This is a genomic window from Micromonospora sp. CNZ303, from assembly GCF_004345505.1.
In genome coordinates this window covers 18,965-41,723 of sequence record NZ_SLVT01000014.1, presented here as the reverse complement: position 1 = coordinate 41,723, position 22,759 = coordinate 18,965, and the positions used below count along the sequence as shown (strand labels likewise).

Sequence of the window (22,759 nt, the reverse complement as noted above, 5' to 3'; positions counted from 1 at the left end):
ATGGACAAGTACTTCGAGTACCTGCACACGGTGGGCTTCGAGGAGACCAACCTCGTCGGCAACGTGTACTACGTCAACTATCTGCGCTGGCAGGGGCGCTGCCGAGAGATGTTCCTGAAGGAACGGGCGCCGGACGTGCTGGCGGACGTACGCGACGACCTGAAGCTGTTCACCCTCCGGGTCGACTGCGAGTTCTTCGCCGAGATCACCGCGTTCGACGAGCTGTCCATCCGGATGCGCCTGGTGGAGCTGGCACAGACCCAGCTGGAGTTCAGCTTCGACTACGTCAAGCTCGACCGGGACGGCGGCGAGACGCTGGTGGCCCGGGGCCGGCAGCGCATCGCCTGCATGCGCGGCCCGAACACCCGCACCGCGCCGGCGAGGGTGCCGGAGGCACTGGTGACGGCGCTCGCGCCGTACACCTCGGCGCGGCGCACCTGACGGCGCGAGGAGGAGACGTCGTGGACGTACAGCGAACACTCACCGTCGGGACGCCCGACGTGACGGCACTGCGGCGGGCGTACGGCGCGTTCGCGACCGGCGTCACGGTGGTGACCGTCGGCGGTGCCACCCCGCACGGCATGACCGCCAACTCGTTCACCTCGGTGTCGCTCGACCCGCCGTTGGTACTGGTGTGCGTCGACCGGAACGCGGTGATGCACGCCTGTCTCTCCGAGACCCGGGAGTTCGCGGTCTCGGTGCTGACCGACGCCCAGGAGAAGGTGGCCCGGTACTTCGCCGACGGGCGGCGACCGCTCGGCGGCGAGCAGTTCGACCAGGTGGACTGGCGGCCCGGCGCGACGACGGGGGCGCCGCTGATCAGCGGCGCCCTCGCCCACTTCGAGTGCGAGGTGTGGCGTTCCTACGACGGCGGTGACCACACCATCTTCCTTGGCCGGCTGCTCTCCCTGGAGCGCCGGTCGGACGGGGAGGCCCTGCTCTTCCTCTCCGGACGGTTCCGGCAGGTCGAGCGCGAGCGGAGTGAGGCGGCATGACGACGATCGAGGGAGCAGCCCGGCGCACGCCGCCGGGCCCGCCCCGCTCCGCCGGCCTGCACATGCTGGTCCTGATGGGCCGGGACCGGCTGCGGATGATGACCCTGGCCGCCGAGCGGTACGGCGACGCCGCCCGGCTGCCGGTCGGCCCCAAGCAGCTCTACTTCTTCAACCACCCCGACCACGCCAAGCACGTCCTGTCCGACAACAGCGCCAACTACCAGAAGGGCATCGGCCTGGTGCACGCCCGCCGGGCGCTGGGTGACGGCCTGCTCACCAGCGAGGGTGAGCTGTGGCGCAAGCAGCGCAAGGTGATCCAGCCGGCGTTCCAGAAGGGACGGCTCGCCCAGTACGCGGGGGTGATCGGCGAGGAGGCCGCGCTGCTGGTCGAGCGGCTGGCGGCGCGGGCCGGCGGCCCTCCGGTGGACGTGCTGGAGGAGATGACCACGCTGACCCTCGGGGTGCTCGGGCGGACCCTGCTCGACGCCGAGCTGAGCGGCTTCCACGGCGTCGGCGGATCGTTCGCCGCCGTGCAGGACCAGGCGATGTTCGAGCTGGAGACGCTCAGCGCGGTGCCACCGTGGATCCCGCTGCCCCGGCAGTTGCGCTTCCGGCGCGCCCGTCGCCACCTCCAGCAGGTCGTCGACGAACTCGTCGCCGGCCGGGGCCGGGACGTGGACGGTCGCGACGACGTGCTCTCCCGCCTGATCATCTCGACCCGGCTGGAGAAGGACCCGCGGGTGGCCCGGCAGCGGCTGCGCGACGAGCTGGTCACGCTGCTGCTGGCCGGTCACGAGACGACCGCCAGCACGCTGGGCTGGAGCCTGCACCTGCTCGACCGGCATCCGGAGATCCGGCAGCGGGTCCGCGAGGAGGCCGTGACGGTGCTGGGCGACCGGCTGCCCGGGTACGAGGACCTGCACCAACTGCGGTTCACGGCGATGGTGGTGGAGGAGGCCATCCGGCTCTATCCGCCGGTCTGGCTCCTGCCCCGCAAGGCCCAGCAGGACGACGAGATCGGCGGGTACCACGTGCCGGCGGGGGCGGACATCCTCATCTCCCCGTACACCCTGCATCGGCATCCCCGGTTCTGGGACGAGCCGGACCGGTTCGACCCGGACCGCTTCGACCCGTCGCGCAGCACGGAGCGCCCCCGGTACGCGTACATCCCGTTCGGCGCCGGCCCACGGTTCTGCGTGGGCAACAACCTGGGCATGATGGAGGCCACCCTCGTCCTTGCCATGCTGCTGCGCGACGTGCGCCTGGCGGGGGTGCCGAACCGTCCGGTGGTGCCCGAGCCGATGCTGTCTCTGCGGGTGCGCGGCGGGCTGCCGATGACGGTGCACAAGGTCGACTGATCCCCGCGCAACGGTCCCGCGGACGCCACGGCGTCCGCGGGACCGCTGCGTGTCCGCCGGGGCGTCCGCACCGCCCCGGACGCCGGCTCCGCGCCGACGTGACGCGGGGAAGCGACGCGAGCGATGGCGTGGCGCGGGGGAGCGACGCGAGCGATGGCGTGACGCGGGGGAGCGACGCGAGCGATGGCGTGGCGCGGGGGAGCGCCGCGAACGGGGCGTGGCGCGGCGGCGTGCACGGGGTGGCCCGGCGGTGGACATGGCGGTACCCCGGTCGCCGACGCCGTTGCGGGCGCCGGCGGCCGGGGTACCTCGTGGCCGACCGCGGGTGACGCGGCGGTGGGGAGCGCCGCCGAGGGGTACGCGGTGCTCCGCCGGGGGCGGGTCAGGCCGCGTACACCTCGGCCCGGTTCTCCCCCTGGGCCTGGCGTTCGCTCGCCGCCTTCCGGCTGTCGAGCAGGGCCAGGAGCACCGGTGGGTCTATCTTGGACACCTGCTTGAGGTGGGCGTCCGCGGTCAGGGTCTGTCGGCCGCGGACGACCAGCGGACCCACCGCGGACACCATCACGCTGTCCTGCTGGAGCCGGAGCACGTCGCCCGAGACGGAGTGGCACAGCAGGTACCAGGTGCCGTCGGGCACGTTCACGAAGCGGTAGACGCCCGGCGACTCCATGATGGCGCAACGTGCCGGCGGGCCCTCGGGGATGCGGTGCTGGAACAGCCCCATGAAGATGAGCCCGGGCACCGGCCCGCGGGCGGGGGCGGTGACCCGCCCGGTGATGGTGCCCTGCGTCTGGCCCGACGGGCGTTGGATGGGGATGCGCGGGGCGAAACCGCCCATCCGCCGGTACGTGGTGGGTGGCAGGCCGACGCTCTTGGTGAACCTGGTGCTGAACGTGCCGACGCTGTTGTAGCCCACCCGGAGGCTGATGTCCGTGACGTTGAGCCTGGTCGTGGTGAGCAGCCGCTTGGCCTCCTGCAGGCGGATCGCGGACAGGAACCGACCGGGCGAGATGCCGGTGACCCGCTGGAAGATCCGCGTGAAGTGGAACTTGCTGAACATGGCTGCGCGTGCCATGTCGTCCACCGTCAACTGCTCCGATAAATTGCTGCGCATCGTGTCGATCGCTCGTTCCACTGCCTGCTCTGCGCTGTCGTGCATTTGTCTCCCCCGGATTGCGGACAATCCCAATGTGTGGATGTGGCGAATTGGGCCGAGTCATTTGGGAGCATCGACCGCCACTATTCCCCGCTAACCGCAGTCGATGCTAGCCGAGGCCGGACGGCCGGTCAACACGTTCTGCGTTCGGAGAGTAGCGCGGAGTGACGAGGGGGGGCTTATCAATTCTTGCCCAGAATTGGCACGTGCCACTGTACGTTCCGGATGAAGATCGCTAAGATTGCGCTTCGTATTGTGGAACTCGCCAGTATCCGCGCCGCCTTCTATCAATCCTTAGCGTAATTTTTCGGACATCGGCGGCCCGTTCCGATGCGTGGCGATCAAGCGGCCCGGCGCCCCCGTCGTCGGCGTGTCCGATCCGTCGTGGATGAGCATCGCTCAATGGCTAGCGATCGATCTCTATGGCAAGATTGCCCAAACGTTCGCCAGGGCGGAGGACGCGTGCGTATCTCGGAGCTCAGTCGACAGAGTGGCGTGTCGGTCCCGACGATCAAGTTCTATCTGCGTGAGGGATTGCTTCCGGCGGGCCTGCCCACCGGTCGCAACCAGGCGGACTACAGCGAGCGGCACCTGCGCCGGATCCGACTGATCCGGACCCTGAGCGGGATCGCCGGGCTCGACCTCTCCTCGGTCCGGGAGATCCTGGCGGCCATCGACGACGACGAGGTCACCCTGCGCGACGCGTACCAGGTGCTGGACCGCGCCCTCTACCTCGACGGATCGGAGACGCTGGGCAGGGCCGCCGTGGACTGCGCACGCACGGAGGTGGCCGAGTTCGCCGACTCGCTCGGCTGGTCCCGCGAGACCAGTGCCTCCGGCGGCGAGGTGCTGGCGCAGGTGCTGGCCGGGCTGCGCAGCCTCGGCTGCGAGGCCGACGCTCCCTTCTTCCTCTCCTACGCCCGCGCCGCCGAGCAGCTCGTCGTCGCGGAACTCGACCTGCTCGCCGGCGACGGGGGGACCGAGAAGGGTCCCGCGATCGTGCGCAGCGTCCTGTTCGGGGTCGCCCTGTCCGCCCTGCGCCGCATGGCGCACGAGCACCACGCCGCCCTGCGATTCCCGCTGAATGCGGTTGAGTGCGGGCCTGGAACGGGTGAGATGCCGGATCCAACCGGCCGGTAACGTGTGCGCCCTCGTCGGCCACTGAGCAACTTTTGAGAAGAACTCAAGCCGTGCTCCCGCGACCATAAGTGGGCCGGCGGCGACTTTCGCGGCCGGTTCACCAGGCATCGTGAAGGGACCGCACGCCATGCCTCGATCGGCTGAGAATGGGCAGCGCCGGCCACGTACGCCGTAGCGCCCCACGTGAGTGAATGCCCCGTTCCTGCGGCAATGAACTGCCGATGGATGACAGCGAAAAAATTGTCGCCGGGACAATTCACTCCATTTCTCGGTCGATGACACTGCCCGTCGCCAGACCCGGCCGCACGGCGAGATCAGCCGCTGCACAGCACGGGTGGTGGCCCAATCTGGAGGGGAACCCCTTGCCATCCCAACCCGTCGGCGCCATCCGCCGAATCATTCCCGCTGTCTTCGTGCTGGTCCTCGTGGCCGCGTTCTTCGCCGTCGCCCGGCTGCCCAGCGCGTCGGCCGAGGAGCGTCAGACGCTGGCGTCGCGGTTCGGCTTCACCGAGCTGCCGATCGCGCTGCCGCCCGGCCTGCCCGAGCGCTCCGTGCGACCGGTCAACCCCGAGTACGAGCACATCCGCGCCTGGGTGTCGTCGGTCGGCGCCGCCGTCGCGGCCAACGACCTCGACGGCGACATGATCGCCAACGACCTCTGCCTGGTCGACACCCGCAGCGACAGCATGATCGTCACGCCGTCGCCCGACGGGCCCGCCCGGTACGCGCCCTTCGTGCTGGACCCCGCGCCCCTGCCCACCCACAAGGCGATGGCGCCGATGGGCTGCGTGCCCGGCGACTTCAACGGCGACGGCCGCACCGACCTGCTCGGCTACTACTGGGGCCGGACGCCGGTGCTGTTCCTGCACCGCGCCTCGGCGGCGGGTCCGCTGACCAAGGCGACCTTCCACCCCACCGAGCTGGTCGGCCAGCCGTCCTCCTCCAGCGGCGAGTACCAGGGCAAGCTCTGGAACACCAACGCGGTCGCGGTCGCCGACTTCGACGGCGACGGCCGGCCGGACATCGGCGTCTTCAACTACTTCCCCGACAGCCAGGTGCTCGATCCGGCCGGCCAGCCGAACGTCGAGATGAACCACTCGCTGTCCCGGGCGCAGAACGCCGGCGGGGCGCACGTGCTGCGCTGGACCGCCGCCACCAGCGGCGACAGACCGACCGCGACGTACGTCGAGCAGTCCGCCATCCCGCCGGAGTACGCCACCGGCTGGACCCTCGGCGCCGGCTCCGCCGACATCGACGGCGACCTGCTGCCCGAGCTGTACCTCGCCAACGACTTCGGCCGGGACCGCTTCTTCCACAACGTCTCCACGCCGGGGCAGATCCGCTTCGCGATGGCGGAGGGTCGCCGCGGCGCGCTCACCCCGAAGTCCATGGTGGTCGGCCACGACTCGTTCAAGGGCATGTCCATCGAGTTCGGTGACCTCGGCGGCACCGGCAAGTTCGACATGTTCGTCAGCAACATCACCACCTCCTGGGGCCTGGAGGAGAGCAACTTCGTCTGGCGCAACAACTCGTCGAGCCTGGCCGACGCCCGCAAGCGGTTGAACGAGGGCAAGGCCGTCTTCGACAACAAGGCCGCCGAGCTCAACATGGCCTGGGTCGGTTGGGGCTGGGACGCCAAGATCGCGGACTTCGACAACAGCGGCGAGATGTCGGTGGTCCAGACCGCCGGGTTCGTCAAGGGCAAGATCAATCGTTGGTCCTGGTTGCAGGAACTGGCCATGAGCAACGACCTCATGCTCCGCAACCCGGCCATGTGGCCCAAGGCCGAGCCGGGCGACGACATCGCCGGCTCCGAGCCGTTCGCGTTCTGGGTGCGGGAGAAGAACGGGCGCTACGCGAACATCAGCGCCGAACTCGGCATGACCGACAGCACCCCGAGCCGCGGCGTGGCCGTCGCCGACACCAACGGCGACGGGGGCCAGGACTTCGCGGTGGCCCGCCAGTGGGGCGCTCCGTCCTACTACCGCAACGACAAGCCCGGCAGCGGCAACTTCATCGGCCTGCGCCTGTGCCGCCCCGGTGAGGACGGCCGCGGCACGCCCGCGTACGGGGCCCAGGTCCGGGTGAAGACGGCGGACGGCCGTACCCGCGTCGCCCAGCTCGACGGTGGCAGCGGCCACTCGGGCAAGCGCAGCTTCGACGTCTTCTTCGGCCTCGGCGACGCCGGCGCCAAGCCGGTCTCGGCGGAGATCGCCTGGCGCGACCTCAACGGTGCCGTGCACAAGCAGACCCTCGACCTCGCCGCGGGCTGGCACACGATCATGCTCACGGACAAAGCCCAGGAGATGCCGAAATGACCGACGTCCGAGACAGCGCCCGTACCAGCAGTGACGTGCGGGGGGTGGGAGGCACCGCGGTCGCCGACGCCCCGGTCGGCCCGGCGCCGGCCGTCACGTTCGACCGCAACGCGTCGGTGGCGGCCACGACCGGGGCGCCCCCGCGCATCGACCGGCGGGACCCCCGCTACCTTGCCCTGCGCAACTTCGCCATCTCCATGAGCGTCTTCAACATCCTCGGCTACACGGTGCTGGGCTTCGAACAGCCCTGGACCTGGCCCTTCTTCGCCCTGGCCATCGGCTACGCCACCGAGATCGTGGTCGAGCTGGTCACCGCACGGGCCAACAAGCGCCGCCCCGCCTTCCTCGGCAACGGCGCCTGGGGGATGTACACGTTCCTGCTGCCCACCCACATCACCGCGCTCGCCGCGAACATGCTGCTCTACGCCAACGACAACTTCTGGCCCATCGCCTTCGCGGTGGTCGTCTCCATCGGTCAGAAGGCGATCTTCCTGGCGCCGATCAGGGGCCGCATGCGGCACTTCATGAACCCGTCGAACTTCGGCATCACGGTGACCCTGGTGGCCTTCTCCTGGGTCAACATCGCCCCGCCGTACCACTTCACGGAGGACGTGCCGGACATGATCCGGATCCTCGTGCCGCTGGTCATCCTGACGGCCGGCACCGTGCTCAACGGGGTGCTCACCAAGAAGATCCCGCTGATCGTGGGCTGGGTCGGCGGCTTCGTCATCCAGGCGCTCGTGCGGCACTTCATCTGGGACGTCGCGCTCTGGGCGGCCCTGCTGCCGATCACCGGCGTCGCGTTCGTGCTGTTCACCAACTACATGATCACCGACCCCGGTACGACGCCCACCTCGGGCCGGGCCCAGTTCATGTTCGGCGCGAGCGTCGCCGGCGTGTACGGCGTGCTGATCGCCTTCAACGTCGTCTACACGCTCTTCTTCGCCGTGACGATCGTCTGTCTCGCCCGGGGCCTGCTCTGGTGGGGCATCTGGCTGCGTGACCGCTCCCGGCGTGCGAGCACGCCGGAGGTGCGGCCCGCCGTCACCTGACGCACGGGTGGTCCGTCGCCGGCGCGGCCCCGGGTGGGCGCGCCGGCGACGGACCTCGTTCCGACCGACCCGCATGCAGAGAGGAGAGCGAGGCGATGAGCGTGCACCACAGCCCGCAGGCCCCACCGCGAGGCGTGCCGCCGGAATCCGTACCCCGGCGGGTGGCCCGCCCCGGCCGGACGGCGGTGATCAGCGCCGCGGCGGGCGTGCTGCTCGCCGTGCTCTGGTCGTTCGAGCTGGTGGACTCGGTCATCGGCGACACCGTCGCCGACACCCTGCTGGGCCACGACGCGAAGGGCACCGCCATCACCGGCACCGCGGCGGGGCTGCTGTTCGCCTTCGTGTCCGGCTTCGCCGGCACCTTCACCGCCTGCAACATCGCGATGGCGGCCTCGGTCGGCCCGATGAGCCAGGCCGGCGCGGACGGGCACCGCCACGGCGTGCGGTCGCTGCTGCGGCCCGTCGCCTGGTTGACGGTCGGCATGCTGGCGGTGTCGGCGACCTACGGCGCGCTCGGGGTGCTCCTCGGCGAACGGCTGCCGCAGCTCTCCACCGACACCGTCGGCGGGATGCCCGTACGCCTGATCCAGTCGTCGGTGGTCTTCGGCCTGATCGGCCTCGCGCTGACCTACCTCGGGCTGGCGGCCCTCGGCCTGCTGCCCGACGTCTTCGCGCGGCGGCCGGTGGCGCGGGTCGTGGTCATGGGCGCCCTGGTCGGGGGGTTCCTGGTCGGCCGGCCGTACCCGCTGTTCAACAAGCTGTTCCACTGGGCGGTCGACACCGGCAACCCGGCGTACGGCGCACTCGCCTTCGCCCTCCAGTCGCTGGGCAACGTGCTGATCGTCGCGGCGCTCTTCGCGGTCCTCATCCTGGCCAGCCGGGGCCGGTTCCTCGCCTGGATGGCGTCGCCGCGGCGCGCCGCGACCGTGACCGGCGCGCTGCTGGTCGCGCTGGGCGTCTTCACCGTCGTGTACTGGGACCTGCGCGTGCCCGCGATCTTCGGGGTGGGCTGGTTCCCGACGATGCCGTACAACTGACCGACGCCGCCGACGACGCTCCCCGGTCCGTCCCGGACCGGGGAGCGTCGTCGGGCCGGCTACCGGGCGTTGCCGGGCACCGGCCCCGGGGCGCGGGCGGGGTCGCCGGTGCCCGGCCGGGCGCGTTCGGCGTTGGCCGCCAACCAGCCGGTGGTGATCAGCAGCAGGGCCGCGATGTAGGTGGTCATCACCGCCAGGCCGTGGCCGGGGACCCGGGAGCCCGCGGCCTCCAGGCCGATCAGCAGGTCGGAGATCAGGAACAGCCCGCCGCCCAGGGCCACCCGCCGGGAGACGCCGGCCGCGGCGGCGGCCATCAGGCTGAGCGCGAGGCTGTAGCCGAGCACCGGCAGCCGCAGCGGGCCGAGGGCGCTCCACAGCACCAGGTTGGCCATCGCCCAGCAGGCGAGGTAGATGACCACCGCGCTGGCCGGCGGCCGGCGGTGACGCAGGAACGCGGTCAGGAAGGCCACCTGGGTGCCGAGGAAGCAGCCCATGCCGACGAGGAACGCCGTGTCGCCGGAGACCAGCAGCGCGATGTCGCCGCCGGTCGCGAAGACCAGCCCGACGGCGACGGGGTCGACGCGCCGGCGTGCCCGCAGCAGGTGCAGCAGCAGCACCGGCGCGAGCAGGGGCTTGGCAAGCCACTGCAGGAGGGTCGAGTCGGTCGCCACGCCGATCAGCTCGACGGCGGCCACCACGCCGAACAGCCAGAGGATCCTCATCGGGCCACCGCCGGCTGCGCCTGCGGGGTGGGCTGCCAGCCCGGCCGGCCGAACACGTGGCCGAGGCGGTGCCGCCAGGACGAGGCGGCCCGGGCGTCGGCCCAGATCGCCTGGTACTCGTGCGTCGCCACCCGCAGCGGGTTGTACGTGCCGACGTTCTTGGTCAGGCCGTAGCGGACGGTGGCCCGCTCGGGCTCGAACGTGCCGAACAGCCGGTCCCAGACGATCAGGATGCCGCCGTAGTTGCGGTCGAGGTACTCGGCGTTGGCACCGTGGTGCACCCGGTGGTGCGAGGGCGTGTTGAACAACCACTCGACGGGCCGGGGCAGCCGGCCGACCCGCTCGGTGTGCAGGAAGAACTGGTACAGCAGGCTGACCGACTGCTGGAGGAAGATCATCCAGGGCGGGATGCCGAGCAGCGCCAGGCCCAGCCAGAACGGTACGGATGTCATCGGGGTCCAGCTCTGCCGCAGTGCCGTGGAGAGGTTGAAGAAGACGCTGGAGTGGTGCACCACGTGCCCGGCCCAGAGCAGCCGCACCTCGTGGTGGGAGCGGTGGAACCAGTAGTAGGCGAGGTCGTCGGCGAAGAAGAGCAGCACCCACGTCCAGACGCTGGTGGGGGAGAGCTGGATCGGCGTGAGGGTGTACGCGGCGGCGTAGAGGCCGACTGTCGCCAGCTTCCACGGCACGCCGATGACCTGACTGCCGGCGCCCATGGTCAGGCTGGTGGCGGTGTCGCGCAGCTCGTACCCGCGTTCGCCGTCGTCGGGGGCGAACCGGTAGGAGAGCGCCTCGACGACGATGAGGAGCAGGAACGCCGGTACGGCGTAGAGCACGGCGGGGATCATGCCCGGGCTTCCCTTCTCGGTGCTGCGGCGGGGGTGGTGAGGGGGGCGGTGAGCAGGGCCCGTGCCTCGCGGGCGGCGTCGGCGGACCGGCCGGTGACGACGGCGTCGGCGAGCCGGCGGTGGCCCGCGACGTCGAGCAGTTCCGCGGCGCGCCGCTGCGGCGGCACCTCGCCGACGGCGAGCGCGCCGGCCACGAGGCTGTTGAAGGCCAGCAGGTAGGCGGTGTTGCCGGAGCCGGCGACGATGTGCCGCCAGAGCACGATGGTGGCCTCGCCCATCCCGGTGAGGTCCGGCGCCAGGCCCGCGTACTCCTCGACGGCCCGCAGGATCGCGGCCCGCACCGCCGGGTCGCCGCGCTCGGCGCAGAGCCGGGCCGCGTCGACGCCGATGCAGGCCCGCATCTCCAGCATGTCGCGGACCAGGGTGTCCACCGGGAGGGTGTCGTGGAAGCGGGTGAGCGACAGGGCGAGGTCGAGCCCGGCGTGCACCCGCCAGTCCAGCACCCGGGTGGCGCCGCCCTGGCTGACCCGCACCAGGCCGAGCTGCTGGAGGCGGCGCAGGGCCTCCCGCACGGCGTGCCGGTTGACCCCGAAGGTGGCGGCCAGCTCCCGCTCGCCGGGCAGCGCCTCGTCGGGGCGGTAGACGCCGCTGACGATCGCGTCGCGGATCTGGCCGAAGACGTGGTCGGAGACCGAGGAGCGGGGGACGGGAGCGAACGCCATGCCGTGGAGTGTGGGGCAGACCACATCAACCCGTCAACTGGTTGGACCAGACGATGTCGAGCCCGTGCCCGCCGGCCGTCGACCTCGTGGAACGCGGCCTACGGACCGGACGGCACCGGGAAGCGGGCGCACGTGCGGTGGTACGGCTGCCCGTGACCGACGTACCGGTTCCATTCCGCGGGGGTGAGGTTGCGTCCGGCGATGACGCAGGCGTGGTCCTCCCACTGTCGTACGTCGACGGGGAACATCTGGATCGTCTGGTCCGGCCTGGCGACGGCTACCGCCGCGGACCCCGGTACTAAGGCCACCCTCCCCACGTGGTCGACGTAGCCGGACAGCGGGGGTCCGGTCCGACGACCGGTCCCGACGTCCCACCGGACGATCACTCCGTCGCGGTCGACTGCGGAGATGGTCCGACCACCGGGGTCGAACGCGACCTGCGTGACCGCCTCGTGGTGCCCGACGAGTGGCACACCCACCTCACTGCCCGATTCGACGTCCCAACGGCGCACGGCGTTCGGCGCGGACGCCGCCGCGACGACCGTGCCGTCCGCGCTGACGGCCAGTGCCTCGACCGGCGCCCCCGCGAGGAGCGGACCGCCCCGCGCGGATCCCGTGCGGGTGTCCCAGCGGCGGACGGTTCCGTCGTGACCCGCGGACACGATCATCGCGCCGCTCTGTGCGAACAGGACGGTGTTGACCGTGTCCGTGTGGCCGAGCAGCGGCGGGCCGAGCGGGGCTCCGGTTTCGGCGTCCCACCGGCGTACCGTGCCGTCCCAGCCCGCCGTGGCGACCACGGCGCCCGTCGGGTCCACCGCGACCGAGGCGACCTCGGCGGTGTGGCCCGGCGACGCCGCTCCGATCGGCGCACCGGTGGCGGCGTCCCACCGTCGGAGCGTGCCGTCCTGGCTGGCGGAGTAGATGCGCCGGCCGTCGGGCGAGAAAGCCACCGACGTGACCTGGTCGAGGTGGCCCGCGAGTGGCGCGCCGATCGGCTCGCCGGTGCCGGCATGCCACCGGCGGACCGTACCGTCGCCGTGGCCGGAGGCGATCATCGCCTGGCGCGGGTGCGTGGCCACCCGGGCGAACTGGTCCTTGACACCGCGCAAAGTCGGGCCGATCGGCGCCGCCGGCTCGGTCCGCCAGAGCCGGACGGTCCGGTCCCGGCCCGCGGTGGCGATGGTGCCGCCGTCCCTGCTGACCGCGACGAACCGCACCTGGTCCCGGTGACCGAGCAGGGGCGCGTCGAGCGGCGCTCCGGTGCGGGCGTTCCACAGCCGCACCGTCCGGTCCCGCCCGGCCGAGATGATGGTCTTACCGTCCGGGGTGACGGCGACCGCCTCCACCGGGGCGCTGTGTCCGGTCAGGGGTCTGCCGACGGGTGTGCCGGAGGCGGCGTTCCAGCGCCGCACCGTGCCGTCCTGGCCGCCCGAGACGATCAACGAACTGCCGGTGTGCACGGCGACGTCCAACACCGGACCGGCGTGTCCGCGCAGCGGCGCCCCGAGCTGGCGTCCGCTGTCGCCGTCCCAGCGACGGACGGTGTGATCCCGGCCCGCCGAGACGATCAACCGCCGGTCGGCGCCCATGGCGACGGCCCACACGTGGTCGGTGTGGCCGAGGAGCGGTGGACCCAGCGCGGCACCGGTCGCGGCGTGCCAGCGGCGGACCGTGCGGTCCTTGCCCCCCGACACGATCATCGCGGCGTCGGCGCTGATCGCGACGGACTTGACGTTGTCGGAGTGCCCCCGGATCGGGTCGCCGAGGGGCTGACCGGTAGTGCCGTCCCAGCGCCGGATCGTCCCGTCGTCGCCACCCGAGACGATCATGCCGTCCGGGCTGGTCGCCAGGCCCTCGACGGGGTCGGTGTGTCCGGTGAGGGGCGCTCCGACGGGAGCTCCGGTCGCCACGTCCCAGCGGCGGATGGTGCGGTCGTCACCCGCGGAGACAACTGTCCGCCCGTCGGCGCTCAGGACGACCGCGTGCACGCTGCCGGTGTGTCCCGTCAGGGTGGTCGTGTTGCGCTGTGGCCGCAGTACGCCGTCCAGCAGGGCCGCGCGACCACGGTCGGACGGGTGCAGCCGGAGGCTTTCCATGCTGAGCAGCAGCGCGAGTGGGTGCGGGCTGCTCGCCGCCTGGACGGCGAGCTTCTCGGCGGTGGCCCGGTCCCGTTCCCGGGCGAGCGTGCGCCGCTGGTCGACGGCGATGGCCGTCGCGGTTGCGGCGAGCACCACCAGCACGGCAAGGGTGGCCGCCAGGACGGCCAGTCGGCGGTTCTGGCGGCGGCTGGCGGTCAGCTCGTCACGCTCCAGCGCGCCACTGGCGGCGAGGAACTCGCGTTCCCGCTCGTTGACCGCCTCCGGATGCGCCTGCGCCCACTGCCAGGCGACGGCGAGGCGGCTGCCTCTCCAGAGGAAGCCGGCGTCGCGGTCGTGCGTCGTCCACTCGGCGGCGGCATGACTGAGCCGTCGCTGCAGGCGCAACTCGTCGCGGTCGTCGGTCAGCCAGGTCTGGAACGTGGGCCACGCGTGCAGCAACGCCTCGTGCGCGAGCTGCACCTGGCCGTCGGTGACCGAGACCAGGCGGGCGGCGGTCAACGCTGTCAGTACCGTGTCGACGGCCCGTTGGCCGCCCGGTCCTGCGGTCAATTCGGCACGGTCCACCGGGCGGCGGGTCGCCTCACCGCCCTCGCCGACGGTCAGCCGGAGCAGGATCCACCTGGCGGTCCTCCGGCCGGGCTCATCCAGGTTGTCGTACAGGTGGTCCGCGGTCTGGGCGATTGCACCGCTCAGCCCGCCGGCGGCCTGGTAGGCGTCGAGGGTGAGCTTGTCACCGTGGCGGTGTCGCCAGGTCTCGAGCAGGGCGTGGGACAGGTGCGGAAGCGCCCCGGGTCCGCCGCCTGCCCGCAGGTCCGCCACCACGGCCGCGACCAGGGTGGAGTCGACTCGCAGGCCCGCCCGTCTGGCCGGTTCGGTGACCACTGTCCGTAGCTCGTCGGTGGACATCTGCCCGACCAGGAACTGCCGGTCCTGGAGGGCGTCGAGCAGCGGCCGGTTGCCGGCACAGTGACCGTAGAAGTCCGCCCGGACGCCGAGGACCACTCTGCCGGGGCAGTGCGGTCGCAGGGCGATGCCGAGCAGCGCGGAAATGAACCGGTCGCGCTCGCAGGCGTCGCCGCAGAGGGTGAAAACCTCTTCGAACTGGTCGACGACCAGCACCACCTCGGTGCCCTGCGGTCGCCCGGCCAGCGCGGTGCGGACGAGGAGGTCGGCGCTGGCCGGGTCCCTGTCGAGGTCTGCCAGGACAGCCGCCGGGGGAAGCTCGGCGAGGGCGGCGAGGCTGCTGGCCAGCGCACGCAGCGGCTGCTGCCCCGGGGTGAGCAACAGGGCCGATCGGTGCCGACCGGCCGGTGCGTCGCCGGCCCGGATCGTGCCGATCAACCCTGCCCGGATCAGCGACGACTTACCGCTTCCCGAGGGGCCGAAAACGGCGAGAAAGGACTGCGCTTCGATCCTTTCCAGCAACTGCGCGACCAGTCGCTCGCGGCCGAAGAACCGATCCCTGTCCTCGGGTTGGTAGGTCTCCATGCCGAGATAAGGGGGAGCCGTGGGCTCCGCCTCGACCGTCTTCCGCTGATTGCCGGGCACCGACGCCGTGAGCGTCAACAACCGCCGGACCCAGGCGTTCTCGTCGCCACCGCACACTCGGACGTACGCCCGCAGCACCGACGCCGTCGGCAGATCCCGCCCGCCGGCGGCCTGCGACAGGGCGGTGACCGAGTAGTTGGCCAGGCCCGACATCTCCTGGTAGGTCAATCCCGCGCGGTGGCGCAGTTGGCGCAGGTCGACGGCGAAGTGCTGGATCGGGTCGGCGTCGGGATCCAACGCCCTCTCACGGCGTCCCACCCGGCCATCGTCGTGCACTCATTGTTTTTCAGCAATGGCCGAGGTCGGTGAACAAAACACCAGGCCGGTAGACAGGGAGGTGATCGCGGTACCGCGTGATCGCCCTCGGGGATGCCACATCCATTCGCGGAATCCCCAGGAGCGTGTCCCACCAAGTCGTAACGGCCCTTGCAGCAATTCCCATGTTGGCCGGGCGATCGACCGGCCCGTCGCGAACGAAAAGGAGGACCGACATGGTGCAGGTCCCTGTGGCAGCCACCGCGCCGCTTCGGTGGCCCGCCGCCGAGGCGACGGCCGACGGCCGGGCACCGCGGGAGGCCCGGGCATGACGTCCCCCGTACCGCCGCCCACGCCAGAGGCGACGGCACCGGCCGCCGTAGCCGAGGCCCCCTGGCACCGGCTGTTCACCCCTGGCCCGCGTCTGGGCTGGCGGTTCCAGGACCGTTCCCGAGGGCTGCGCCCGTTCCCGCTGCGCCCGCTGGACCCCGCCGCCCTCGCCAGGCACCGGGACGCCGCGTACGAGGCGAGCCTCCTGCGGACACGCCGCCAGGCGAAGGCTGGCGGGCTCCTCGGCGGCGGTGCGGCGGTGCTCCTGTTCTGCGGCGCCGTCGTCAACTCCGGGCATCCGACCCGGGCGGGCGCCAGCATCGCGATCGCGCTCCTGTCGGCGGTCGCCACCGTCGGGTGGCTGATGCTGTGCATGGCCCGGCAGGCAGCGGTCCACTCGGCCCGTCGGACGGTGTCCGCCCAGGTGCGGGAGGAACTGCTGGACTGGCAACGGCAGGCGCAGGCCTGGGTCGCCGCCGAGCACGCCCGGCTGGACGGCGTCGACGAGTGGTTGTCCGTCCCCGCGCCACCGCGTCGTCTCGACGTGTACGGCGGCGCGCCCTGGGGCTGGGAGGCGCTGCTGACCGTGTACGGGGCCGGTGCGCTGGCCGCGGGGTGCCGGGTGTGGGTCGCCGACCTCTCCGGTCAGGGGGTCGCGCGGGAACTCGTCCGGCTGGCGCACCTGGCCGGGCACCGATTCGACCACCAGTCGCTGCCCCGGGACCTCGCCCGGTGCCGGCTCCTCGCCGGCCTGCCCGTCGACGAGCTGGTGGACGCCCTCGTGGAGATGACGCACGGCCGAGCCGGACCGGAGGGGCGTGAGGACCGCAGCCTCGACACCACCCTGCTGCACGACGTCTGCCGGGTACTCGCGGACGACGTCTCGATCGGCCGGATCGTCGCGGCGCTGCGCGTCGTGTCCGGTCGCTTCGAGCCCTCGCCGCTGCTCACCGCCGAGGAGATCGGCCAGTTGGCGGACGCCCTGCTCGCCGAGGGGGAGCAACGCGACGCCCTGCGTGCGCTCCGACGCATGGTGGCGGCGCTGGAGCCGCTGACCGGGCTCGGCACCGTGCCGCGCGGCGACGCTCCCGCGCCGCAGCTGACCTGCGTCGCCCTGGGCACGGACGGCAACAGCGTGCGCGACGACCTGCTGCGCGACATGGTCGTGCAGGCCCTTCCGCACATCGTCGCGGTCGACGCCCCCGACCGACCGGACGTGCTGATCGTGGCCGGCGCCGACGAGTTGTCCCAGCGCCACCTGGAGCGCCTGTCCGACCTGTGTGCCCGTCACCGGGTACCGCTGCTGCTCGTCTTCCGGCATCTGCGCGACGAGGCGCTGCGGGGACTCGGCTCAGGAGTCGTGGCGTTCATGCGGCTGGGCCAGCACGAGGAGGCGACCCGGGCTGCCGACTTCGTCGGCCGCCATCACCGGGTGGCGCTCACCCAGCTCACCGCGACCCTCGGGGGCAACGAGACACACACGGTGGGTGACAACGAGGGGACCACCGAGTCGACAGGCACCGGCACCAACAGCGCGTCGACCCGATCGACCAACCGCGGTACGTCCGGCAACGCCTCCGCCAGCGGGCCGTGGGGTGCCGGCTGGCCGAGCAGTGCCACCAAGGGCAGCGGCTGGACCAGCGGGACCGGCACCGGTACGACGCGTGGCGCGAGCGAGACGCACACCGTCGGGCGCAGTTGGGGCACCACCCGCAGCCTCGCCGAGGGAACCAACTGGACGCTGGCGACCAGTGCCTCCCGCGTGTACGAGTACGCCCTGGAGCCCACGGTGCTGCAGCGCCTGCCGGACTACCTGCTGCTGCTGGTGAACCACGCGCCGCACGGACTGTCCCTGACTCCGGTGGAGACCAACCCGGACATCGTGACGCTACCCCGCGTCCGGATGGAACTGCTGCCGGCGGACGCCCACACGCTGGCACCTGGGACTGCTTCGCCGTACCGCTCGCCGTCGATCGCGACCTCCCCGGGTGGTGACCGGTGAGGGCCATCTCCGCCGCGCCGCGGGTCCGGTTGCCCGACCTGCTCGCCAGCATCCCGGTCTACGCGGTGGACAGCATCCCTCGCTCCGCCTCCGGCGAGCAGCCGGTCGGTGAGCCGGACCGCGCCCATCGGCTCGCCGCGCTCAGCGGCGCCCATCGGCGCAACCTGCCGGTGTTGTGGGCGTGGTGTCGGGAGCGGACGGGCGGTCCGGTCCGGCTACTTGCCGGCGGTGTGCCGACTGCCGAGCCGGCACCGTCCATGGGGGACGGCGGGCACCGGCTCGCCCTGCCCCTGGGCGCGCACGGCCGCCCTCTGCCTCCGGGCGCCGCTCGGAGGCTCTGTGCGCGGATGCCACGGTGGACCACGATCGGCGCCATCGTGGATCCGCTCACCGTCGAGTCCCCGAACCCCGCCGAAGGGCGCGGCGAGCCGCCACCCTCGCTGGAGGACTGCCTGCTGTCCATCTGGGCGGGGCCGTTCGCCTGGTTCGTGCTCGCCGAGCCGATCGGCGCCGACGAGGCGGCCGGGCTGACCGCCGCTGTCGAGGCGGCGGACCGGCTGGCGCGTAGCCGAGCGGGAACCTCACCGCTGGCCGCCGTGCAGGCGCAGCGGCACGGAGAGCGGCACCGGGAACTGCGCCGGGCGGAGACCAGCGGCCTGTGGAGGCTGACCCTCGCGGCGGGCGGCGGCGACGAGGACGCCGCGCTGCGGGTCGCGGCCCTCGTCGCGGCGGCGCTTCAGGCCCCGGATCTGCCGTACACCCTCGTCACCGGCGACCGGAGTGCCGGGCTGGCGGAGTTGGACACGACCGATGCGCTTCCCGGTCGCTTCGCCGCGGGTTCCGGCGTGCTCGCCGCGCTCGCCCGCGCGCCCCGCGACGAGATTCCCGGGGTCCGCCGGGTACGCCGCCCGGACTTCGACGTCGTTGCCGAGACGGAGGCGGCGCCGGCCGCCGTCACGCTCGGGGAGGTGCTCGACCGGGACGAGCGGCCGGCCGGAGCGATCCGGCTGCCGCACGGCAGCCTGAACCGGCACACCTTCGTCTGTGGTGCCACCGGGGCGGGTAAGTCGCAGACCGTCCGGCACCTGCTCGAGGAGGCGACCCGACAGGGACTGCCGTGGCTGGTGATCGAACCGGCCAAGGCGGAGTACCGGGCGATGGCCACGCGGTTGGCTGGGCTCGCCGACGTGGTGGTGGTCAGGCCCGGCGCGCCCACCGACGTCCCGGTGGGGCTCAACCCGCTGGAGCCGGCCGCGGGGTTCCCGCTGCAGACGCACCTCGACCTGGTCCGCGCATCGTTCCTCGCCGCGTTCCAGGCCGAGGAGCCGTTCCCCCAGGTCCTCACCACCGCGCTCACGCGGTGCTACGAGGAACTCGGCTGGGACCTGGTGCTCGGCCGGCCCGACGTCGACCCGGAGACCGGCGAGGTCCCGCTGCGGCCCCGGTACCCGCGCCTGGGCGATCTGGAGCGGACCGCCGCCGACGTCGTGGACGAGATCGGCTACGGGCGGGAGGTACGGGACAACGTGCGAGGGTTCATCCGGGTACGCCTGTCCAGCCTACGGTCGGGCACCACCGGACGCTTCTTCGACGGCCGGTACCCGATCGACGTCGCGGAGCTGCTGCGCCGCCCCGTCGTCATCGAGCTCGAGGATGTCGGCGACGACCGGGACAAGGCGTTCCTCATCGGCACGCTGCTGGTCCGGCTCACGGAGCACCTGCGGGTGCACGCCGTCGACGCCGATCGTCTGCGGCACCTGACGGTGATCGAGGAGGCGCACCGACTGCTGCGGCGCACCGGCGCCGGCGGCGCGGTCGACCAGGCGGTCGAGATGTTCGCCGGGATGCTCGCCGAGATCCGCGCGTACGGGGAAGGGCTGGTCATCGCCGAGCAGATCCCGGACAAGCTCATCGCCGACGTCATCAAGAACACGGCCGTGAAGATCGTGCACCGGTTGCCGGCACGCGACGACCGGGACGCCGTCGGCGCCACGATGAACCTGTCGCCGCGGCAGTCCGAGTACCTGGTCGCCCTGCGGCCCGGCACCGCGGCCGTGTTCACGGACGGCATGGACGCACCGGTGCTGGCCCGGATGCCCGACGGCACCGGGCGGGAACGGCGTACGCCCGAGCCGCCCGCGTCAGCGGCGCTGCTGGCCACGGCCGTCGACCCGGCCGCCGGACCGCCCGCGTCCCTGGAGGAGCTGGTCCGGGCGCGCCGACTGGCGACCGCCGATCCACGGTTGACCCTGTGGGCCGAACTGACGGTGGTCGGGCACCTCGTCGGTCACCCACAGCTGCCGCCCGGCGCGGACCTCCTCCGTGCGCTGCAAGCGCACGACCGGGGCCACCTGCGGCTGTGCCTGGCGGAGGCGGTGGACGCCGCGGTGGCCAACAGGTCGGTGATGTTCGCGCGCGCGATCGGGCCGGCCCGACTCGCCGCGCACGTGCTCGCCGCGCTGCTCGCCGGGCTCGACGGCGCGCCGCCGTGCCCCCCGGATGAGCCCGCCTGGCTGGCACCGGCGTACCGGTGGGTCCGGGTACTGCGTGACCTGCACCTGCTCGCTGTCACGGGGCCCGACGCCGGCCGGCACCCGGCGAGCGCGCGGTGGGAGCGGTGGCTGGGCGCGCCGGTGCCCGGGCGCACCGTCGGTGAGCAGCTCCGCCTGACCCGCGCCCGCCTGGCCGCGACGTACCCCGAGACGACGCCACGGCGGTTGCTGCTCGGCGTGTGCGCCCCCTCCGCCCTCGAGGACGCCGTCGGTGCACGGTTCGGCGACCCGGACTGGGCCGCGCGGGCCGAGAGCGCGCTGCACGCGTGGCCGACCGCCGGCTGGCTGCGGGCGTACGTCGATCCCGCCGCGGCAGCCGACGACCCGACTCCCGACCCCACACCACAGGAGGCATGATGCCGATCGACCGGGAGAACGACACGACACCGGAGCACGGTGACACCGGAGGCGACAGCCCCGGACGGGGCGACACCGCACGAGCCTTCGTCGCGGAGGTCCTGACGACGCGGCACGGACTGAACCTGGAGCGGTGGTTCGACCGGGAGGTGTTCGGCTCGGTGCCACGGGAACCGGCCGCCGAGCGGGTTGCCGACCGCGCCCCGGCCCGGCGCGACGCAAGCGTCGAATCCCCCGCCGGTGGCGCCGGTGAGGCGACGGACGATCGGCGTGCCGCTCGGACCGCGACGTCGTCCGCGGCGCCCGACGCGCGGCCCGCCGAGGCCCGTGCGGGTGCGGCGGCCGACGCGCCGCCGCCGGACGGACCGCCGCCGGACGGACCCGATGTCGCCGGCCGCGACGGCCCGGCCTGGCGGACGCGGCAGGAGTACCGCGAGCAGATCGCGCCGTTGCGGGTGCGTGGGTACGACCGGGAGGCCTTCCTCGAGAAGTTCATCAAGGCCAAGCCCCCGGAACCGGGCGGCCCGGAGGAAAAGGACAAGACCCAGGAGCCGGGCGGCCCCGGGGAACCGGCCGCCGGTGCGGGTCACCGTGTGCAGGACTACCCGAAGCAGGACGGGTTCGTCGTCCGCGACGAGAAGGCCGTCAAGGAAAGCCGGACGCTCCAGCCCGGCGAGGTGATGATCCGGCAGGGCGGCGAGGGTCATGAGAACAACGACGGCACCATCTCCGGGGGGCGCTACGCCAGTCCGGAGGGGACCTCGGAGCAGGCGCGCTCGTTGCCGCCGCTCCCGGCGGAGCTGTCCCCGTTCGGCGCCGACATGACCCCACTCGACCGGCAGTACCGCGTCGTGAAACCACTCCAGGTGGAGACGGGCCCGGCGGCGGGCGCGTTCGGCCGCGACGGCGGCGGCACCCAGTATCTGCTCCCTCTCTCCGTCCGGGAGTTGCTCGACGAGGGTGTGATCGAACGGGTCGGCCCCGAGCCGATGACCGGACTGATCGACGACGTGCGTGCCGCCCAGCAGGACGGACCGACGGAGCCCGGGAGGACGTCATGACCCAGCCACCGACCGTACCCGGCCCGGACCACGCTTCCACCGCCGTACCGCCGCCCCGGCCGGCGGCCGTGCCATTCTGGCGCAGGCTATCCGCGCCGGACGCTGTCCCGGCCCCCGGCGCCGCCACAGCCGGTGACCTGCGTTGGGGCCGTTACTGGATCGCCGCCGCCGTCGTGGCCGCCGTGGTGCTGGGCTTCACTCTCAGCGGCCCCGTGGTGGTCCTGGCCTTCCCGCTCGCCGTGCTCGCCGGCACCATGGCGCTCGTCGTCGGCGTCGGCGGGGTGCCGGGGGCCGTCTGGGCGCTCCCGCTCGTGCCCCTGGCGCTGCTCCTCGTCAGCAGCCGCACCATGGACGGGGAGTGGGGGCAGCCGTCCGGGATCGTCGCGGTCGTCGTGCTGGCGCTGGTCGAGACGTACGCGGTGCTCGTCAGTCGCCGCGGCAGGCGGGACCTGGCCGAGCGGGCCACGCGGGGCGAGGCGGTGACCGGACGGCTCGCCGCCCGCTCGTCACGGCGGGCACTCGACGTGCGCCTGGTCGGCTACACCTGTCTGCTGCTCGGCGGCGACCCCGACCTGATCGCCCTGGCCCTGATCGCGAGCGTCTTCGCACTGCTGCGCCGCCGGAGGTGGACCTCCGCCGTCGCCATCGCCGCCTGCGGCCTGAGCGTGTTCGTCGGGGTGCGGGACGTCAGCCTGATGGGAGTGACGTTGGCCGACACCGCTCGTCCCTTCGTGCTGGCGGCGCTGACGGTGCACTGGACGCACGCACTGTTCCACCCCGCCTGGCGGTACGGGAAGCTGGCGGCCATCGCGGACGCGGTACGAACCGTCGACGCATTGCGGCGACCCGCCGCGGCCTGGCCCTCGGGTGACGGCGGAACGACGTGGCACACCGCGCCGCCTCACCACCCGGTGCCGCCGTACGCCGGACCGCCCGTCCCCGCCGCGCGGCCGCCGGCAGCCGATCCTCCGGTGGCCTTCGATCCGCCGGTCCCGCCCGCCGGCCCCGGCCCGTTCCCGCCTCGTCCGGGGTCGTCCGCTCCGTGAGGCCCGGCGACGGGCACCTGACGGCCCGGTGACTCGGGCCCGACAACCAGCGCGGGTCCAGGCCGAGCTGCCCGGCCTGGACCGCGACGGGCTCGGCGGGACCTTCGATGTCCTGGTCCGCGACGTCCGTGCGTACGTCACGGAGCCGCCCGGCGGGCGGC

At 72.7% G+C, this 22,759-nt stretch carries 16 protein-coding genes; 11 read left to right on the top strand and 5 right to left on the bottom strand.

Translation table 11 applies throughout. The features are described 5' to 3' along the window. Genes EV374_RS21630 through EV374_RS21620 form a run of 3 tightly spaced genes read left to right on the top strand, consistent with a single transcriptional unit; the run spans position 1 to position 2,353 of the window. Positions 1–441 carry an acyl-CoA thioesterase gene (locus EV374_RS21630; RefSeq protein ID WP_132238187.1) on the top strand — a complete coding sequence of 147 codons (441 nt, stop codon included), beginning with the start codon at positions 1–3 and terminating at the stop codon, positions 439–441. Between the two features lie 20 nt (positions 442–461). Beyond that, the gene (locus EV374_RS21625; protein WP_132238185.1) at positions 462–995 is read left to right on the top strand and encodes a flavin reductase family protein; all 534 of its coding nucleotides are present in this window, start codon (positions 462–464) and stop codon (positions 993–995) included. Continuing rightward, complete coding sequence (locus tag EV374_RS21620) at positions 992–2,353, top strand: cytochrome P450 (protein ID WP_132238183.1); 1,362 nt, start codon at positions 992–994, stop codon at positions 2,351–2,353. The genes EV374_RS21625 and EV374_RS21620 overlap by 4 nt, the downstream gene beginning before the upstream one ends. Before the next feature lie 382 nt (positions 2,354–2,735). Here EV374_RS21620 and EV374_RS21615 read toward each other — a convergent pair whose 3' ends face one another. Beyond that, positions 2,736–3,512: a helix-turn-helix domain-containing protein gene (locus tag EV374_RS21615; RefSeq protein WP_132238181.1), complete on the bottom strand. Its 777-nt coding sequence runs from the start codon at positions 3,510–3,512 to the stop codon at positions 2,736–2,738. A gap of 459 nt (positions 3,513–3,971) precedes the next feature. Between EV374_RS21615 and EV374_RS21610 the strand changes: the two genes are divergently transcribed. From EV374_RS21610 to EV374_RS21595, 4 genes are all read left to right on the top strand, one after another. Further along, positions 3,972–4,649: a MerR family transcriptional regulator gene (locus EV374_RS21610; protein ID WP_132238179.1), complete on the top strand. Its 678-nt coding sequence runs from the start codon at positions 3,972–3,974 to the stop codon at positions 4,647–4,649. A 413-nt stretch (positions 4,650–5,062) separates the two neighbouring features. Further along, positions 5,063–6,967 carry a CRTAC1 family protein gene (locus EV374_RS21605; RefSeq protein WP_132238384.1) on the top strand — a complete coding sequence of 635 codons (1,905 nt, stop codon included), beginning with the start codon at positions 5,063–5,065 and terminating at the stop codon, positions 6,965–6,967. Beyond that, positions 6,964–8,019 (top strand): enediyne biosynthesis protein, encoded by a 1,056-nt coding sequence (locus tag EV374_RS21600; protein ID WP_132238177.1) that lies wholly within the window; start codon positions 6,964–6,966, stop codon positions 8,017–8,019. Before EV374_RS21605 ends, EV374_RS21600 begins: the two co-directional genes overlap by 4 nt. A 95-nt stretch (positions 8,020–8,114) precedes the next feature. Next, positions 8,115–9,056 (top strand): hypothetical protein, encoded by a 942-nt coding sequence (locus EV374_RS21595; protein ID WP_132238175.1) that lies wholly within the window; start codon positions 8,115–8,117, stop codon positions 9,054–9,056. A gap of 59 nt (positions 9,057–9,115) precedes the next feature. On the opposite strand, the gene EV374_RS21590 is transcribed toward EV374_RS21595, so the two are convergent. From EV374_RS21590 to EV374_RS21575, 4 genes are all read right to left on the bottom strand, one after another. Next, entirely contained in the window at positions 9,116–9,778 is a 663-nt protein-coding gene (locus EV374_RS21590) for a lysoplasmalogenase (RefSeq protein ID WP_486485885.1), read from the bottom strand. Further along, positions 9,775–10,626 carry a sterol desaturase family protein gene (locus tag EV374_RS21585; RefSeq protein ID WP_132238173.1) on the bottom strand — a complete coding sequence of 284 codons (852 nt, stop codon included), beginning with the start codon at positions 10,624–10,626 and terminating at the stop codon, positions 9,775–9,777. Before EV374_RS21585 ends, EV374_RS21590 begins: the two co-directional genes overlap by 4 nt. Next, complete coding sequence (locus EV374_RS21580) at positions 10,623–11,348, bottom strand: GntR family transcriptional regulator (protein ID WP_132238171.1); 726 nt, start codon at positions 11,346–11,348, stop codon at positions 10,623–10,625. The genes EV374_RS21585 and EV374_RS21580 overlap by 4 nt, the downstream gene beginning before the upstream one ends. A 98-nt stretch (positions 11,349–11,446) precedes the next feature. Continuing rightward, positions 11,447–15,253: an nSTAND1 domain-containing NTPase gene (locus EV374_RS21575; RefSeq protein ID WP_165947862.1), complete on the bottom strand. Its 3,807-nt coding sequence runs from the start codon at positions 15,251–15,253 to the stop codon at positions 11,447–11,449. A 325-nt stretch (positions 15,254–15,578) separates the two neighbouring features. Between EV374_RS21575 and EV374_RS21570 the strand changes: the two genes are divergently transcribed. The 4 genes from EV374_RS21570 to EV374_RS21555 are packed head-to-tail and all read left to right on the top strand — an operon-like array spanning position 15,579 to position 22,598. Beyond that, on the top strand, positions 15,579–17,582 hold the full coding sequence (locus EV374_RS21570) for a hypothetical protein (protein WP_132238167.1): 2,004 nt from the start codon (positions 15,579–15,581) through the stop codon (positions 17,580–17,582). Beyond that, the gene (locus EV374_RS21565; RefSeq protein ID WP_132238165.1) at positions 17,579–20,491 is read left to right on the top strand and encodes an ATP-binding protein; all 2,913 of its coding nucleotides are present in this window, start codon (positions 17,579–17,581) and stop codon (positions 20,489–20,491) included. Before EV374_RS21570 ends, EV374_RS21565 begins: the two co-directional genes overlap by 4 nt. After that, positions 20,491–21,552: a TNT domain-containing protein gene (locus EV374_RS21560; protein ID WP_132238163.1), complete on the top strand. Its 1,062-nt coding sequence runs from the start codon at positions 20,491–20,493 to the stop codon at positions 21,550–21,552. Before EV374_RS21565 ends, EV374_RS21560 begins: the two co-directional genes overlap by 1 nt. Further along, positions 21,549–22,598, top strand: coding sequence for a hypothetical protein (locus EV374_RS21555; RefSeq protein WP_132238161.1), 1,050 nt, complete (start codon positions 21,549–21,551; stop codon positions 22,596–22,598). Before EV374_RS21560 ends, EV374_RS21555 begins: the two co-directional genes overlap by 4 nt. The last annotated feature ends 161 nt before the right edge of the window (positions 22,599–22,759 follow it).

Bases quoted from the DNA above. Each gene is read 5' to 3' on its own strand.
- EV374_RS21570 (WP_132238167.1), top strand. From the start codon at position 15,579: ATGACGTCCCCCGTACCGCCGCCCACGCCAGAGGCGACGGCACCGGCC.
- EV374_RS21615 (WP_132238181.1), bottom strand. From the start codon at position 3,512: ATGCACGACAGCGCAGAGCAGGCAGTGGAACGAGCGATCGACACGATG.
- EV374_RS21560 (WP_132238163.1), top strand. From the start codon at position 20,491: ATGCCGATCGACCGGGAGAACGACACGACACCGGAGCACGGTGACACC.
- EV374_RS21595 (WP_132238175.1), top strand. From the start codon at position 8,115: ATGAGCGTGCACCACAGCCCGCAGGCCCCACCGCGAGGCGTGCCGCCG.
- EV374_RS21580 (WP_132238171.1), bottom strand. From the start codon at position 11,348: ATGGCGTTCGCTCCCGTCCCCCGCTCCTCGGTCTCCGACCACGTCTTC.
- EV374_RS21590 (WP_486485885.1), bottom strand. From the start codon at position 9,778: ATGAGGATCCTCTGGCTGTTCGGCGTGGTGGCCGCCGTCGAGCTGATC.
- EV374_RS21555 (WP_132238161.1), top strand. From the start codon at position 21,549: ATGACCCAGCCACCGACCGTACCCGGCCCGGACCACGCTTCCACCGCC.
- EV374_RS21630 (WP_132238187.1), top strand. From the start codon at position 1: ATGGACAAGTACTTCGAGTACCTGCACACGGTGGGCTTCGAGGAGACC.
- EV374_RS21585 (WP_132238173.1), bottom strand. From the start codon at position 10,626: ATGATCCCCGCCGTGCTCTACGCCGTACCGGCGTTCCTGCTCCTCATC.
- EV374_RS21620 (WP_132238183.1), top strand. From the start codon at position 992: ATGACGACGATCGAGGGAGCAGCCCGGCGCACGCCGCCGGGCCCGCCC.
- EV374_RS21600 (WP_132238177.1), top strand. From the start codon at position 6,964: ATGACCGACGTCCGAGACAGCGCCCGTACCAGCAGTGACGTGCGGGGG.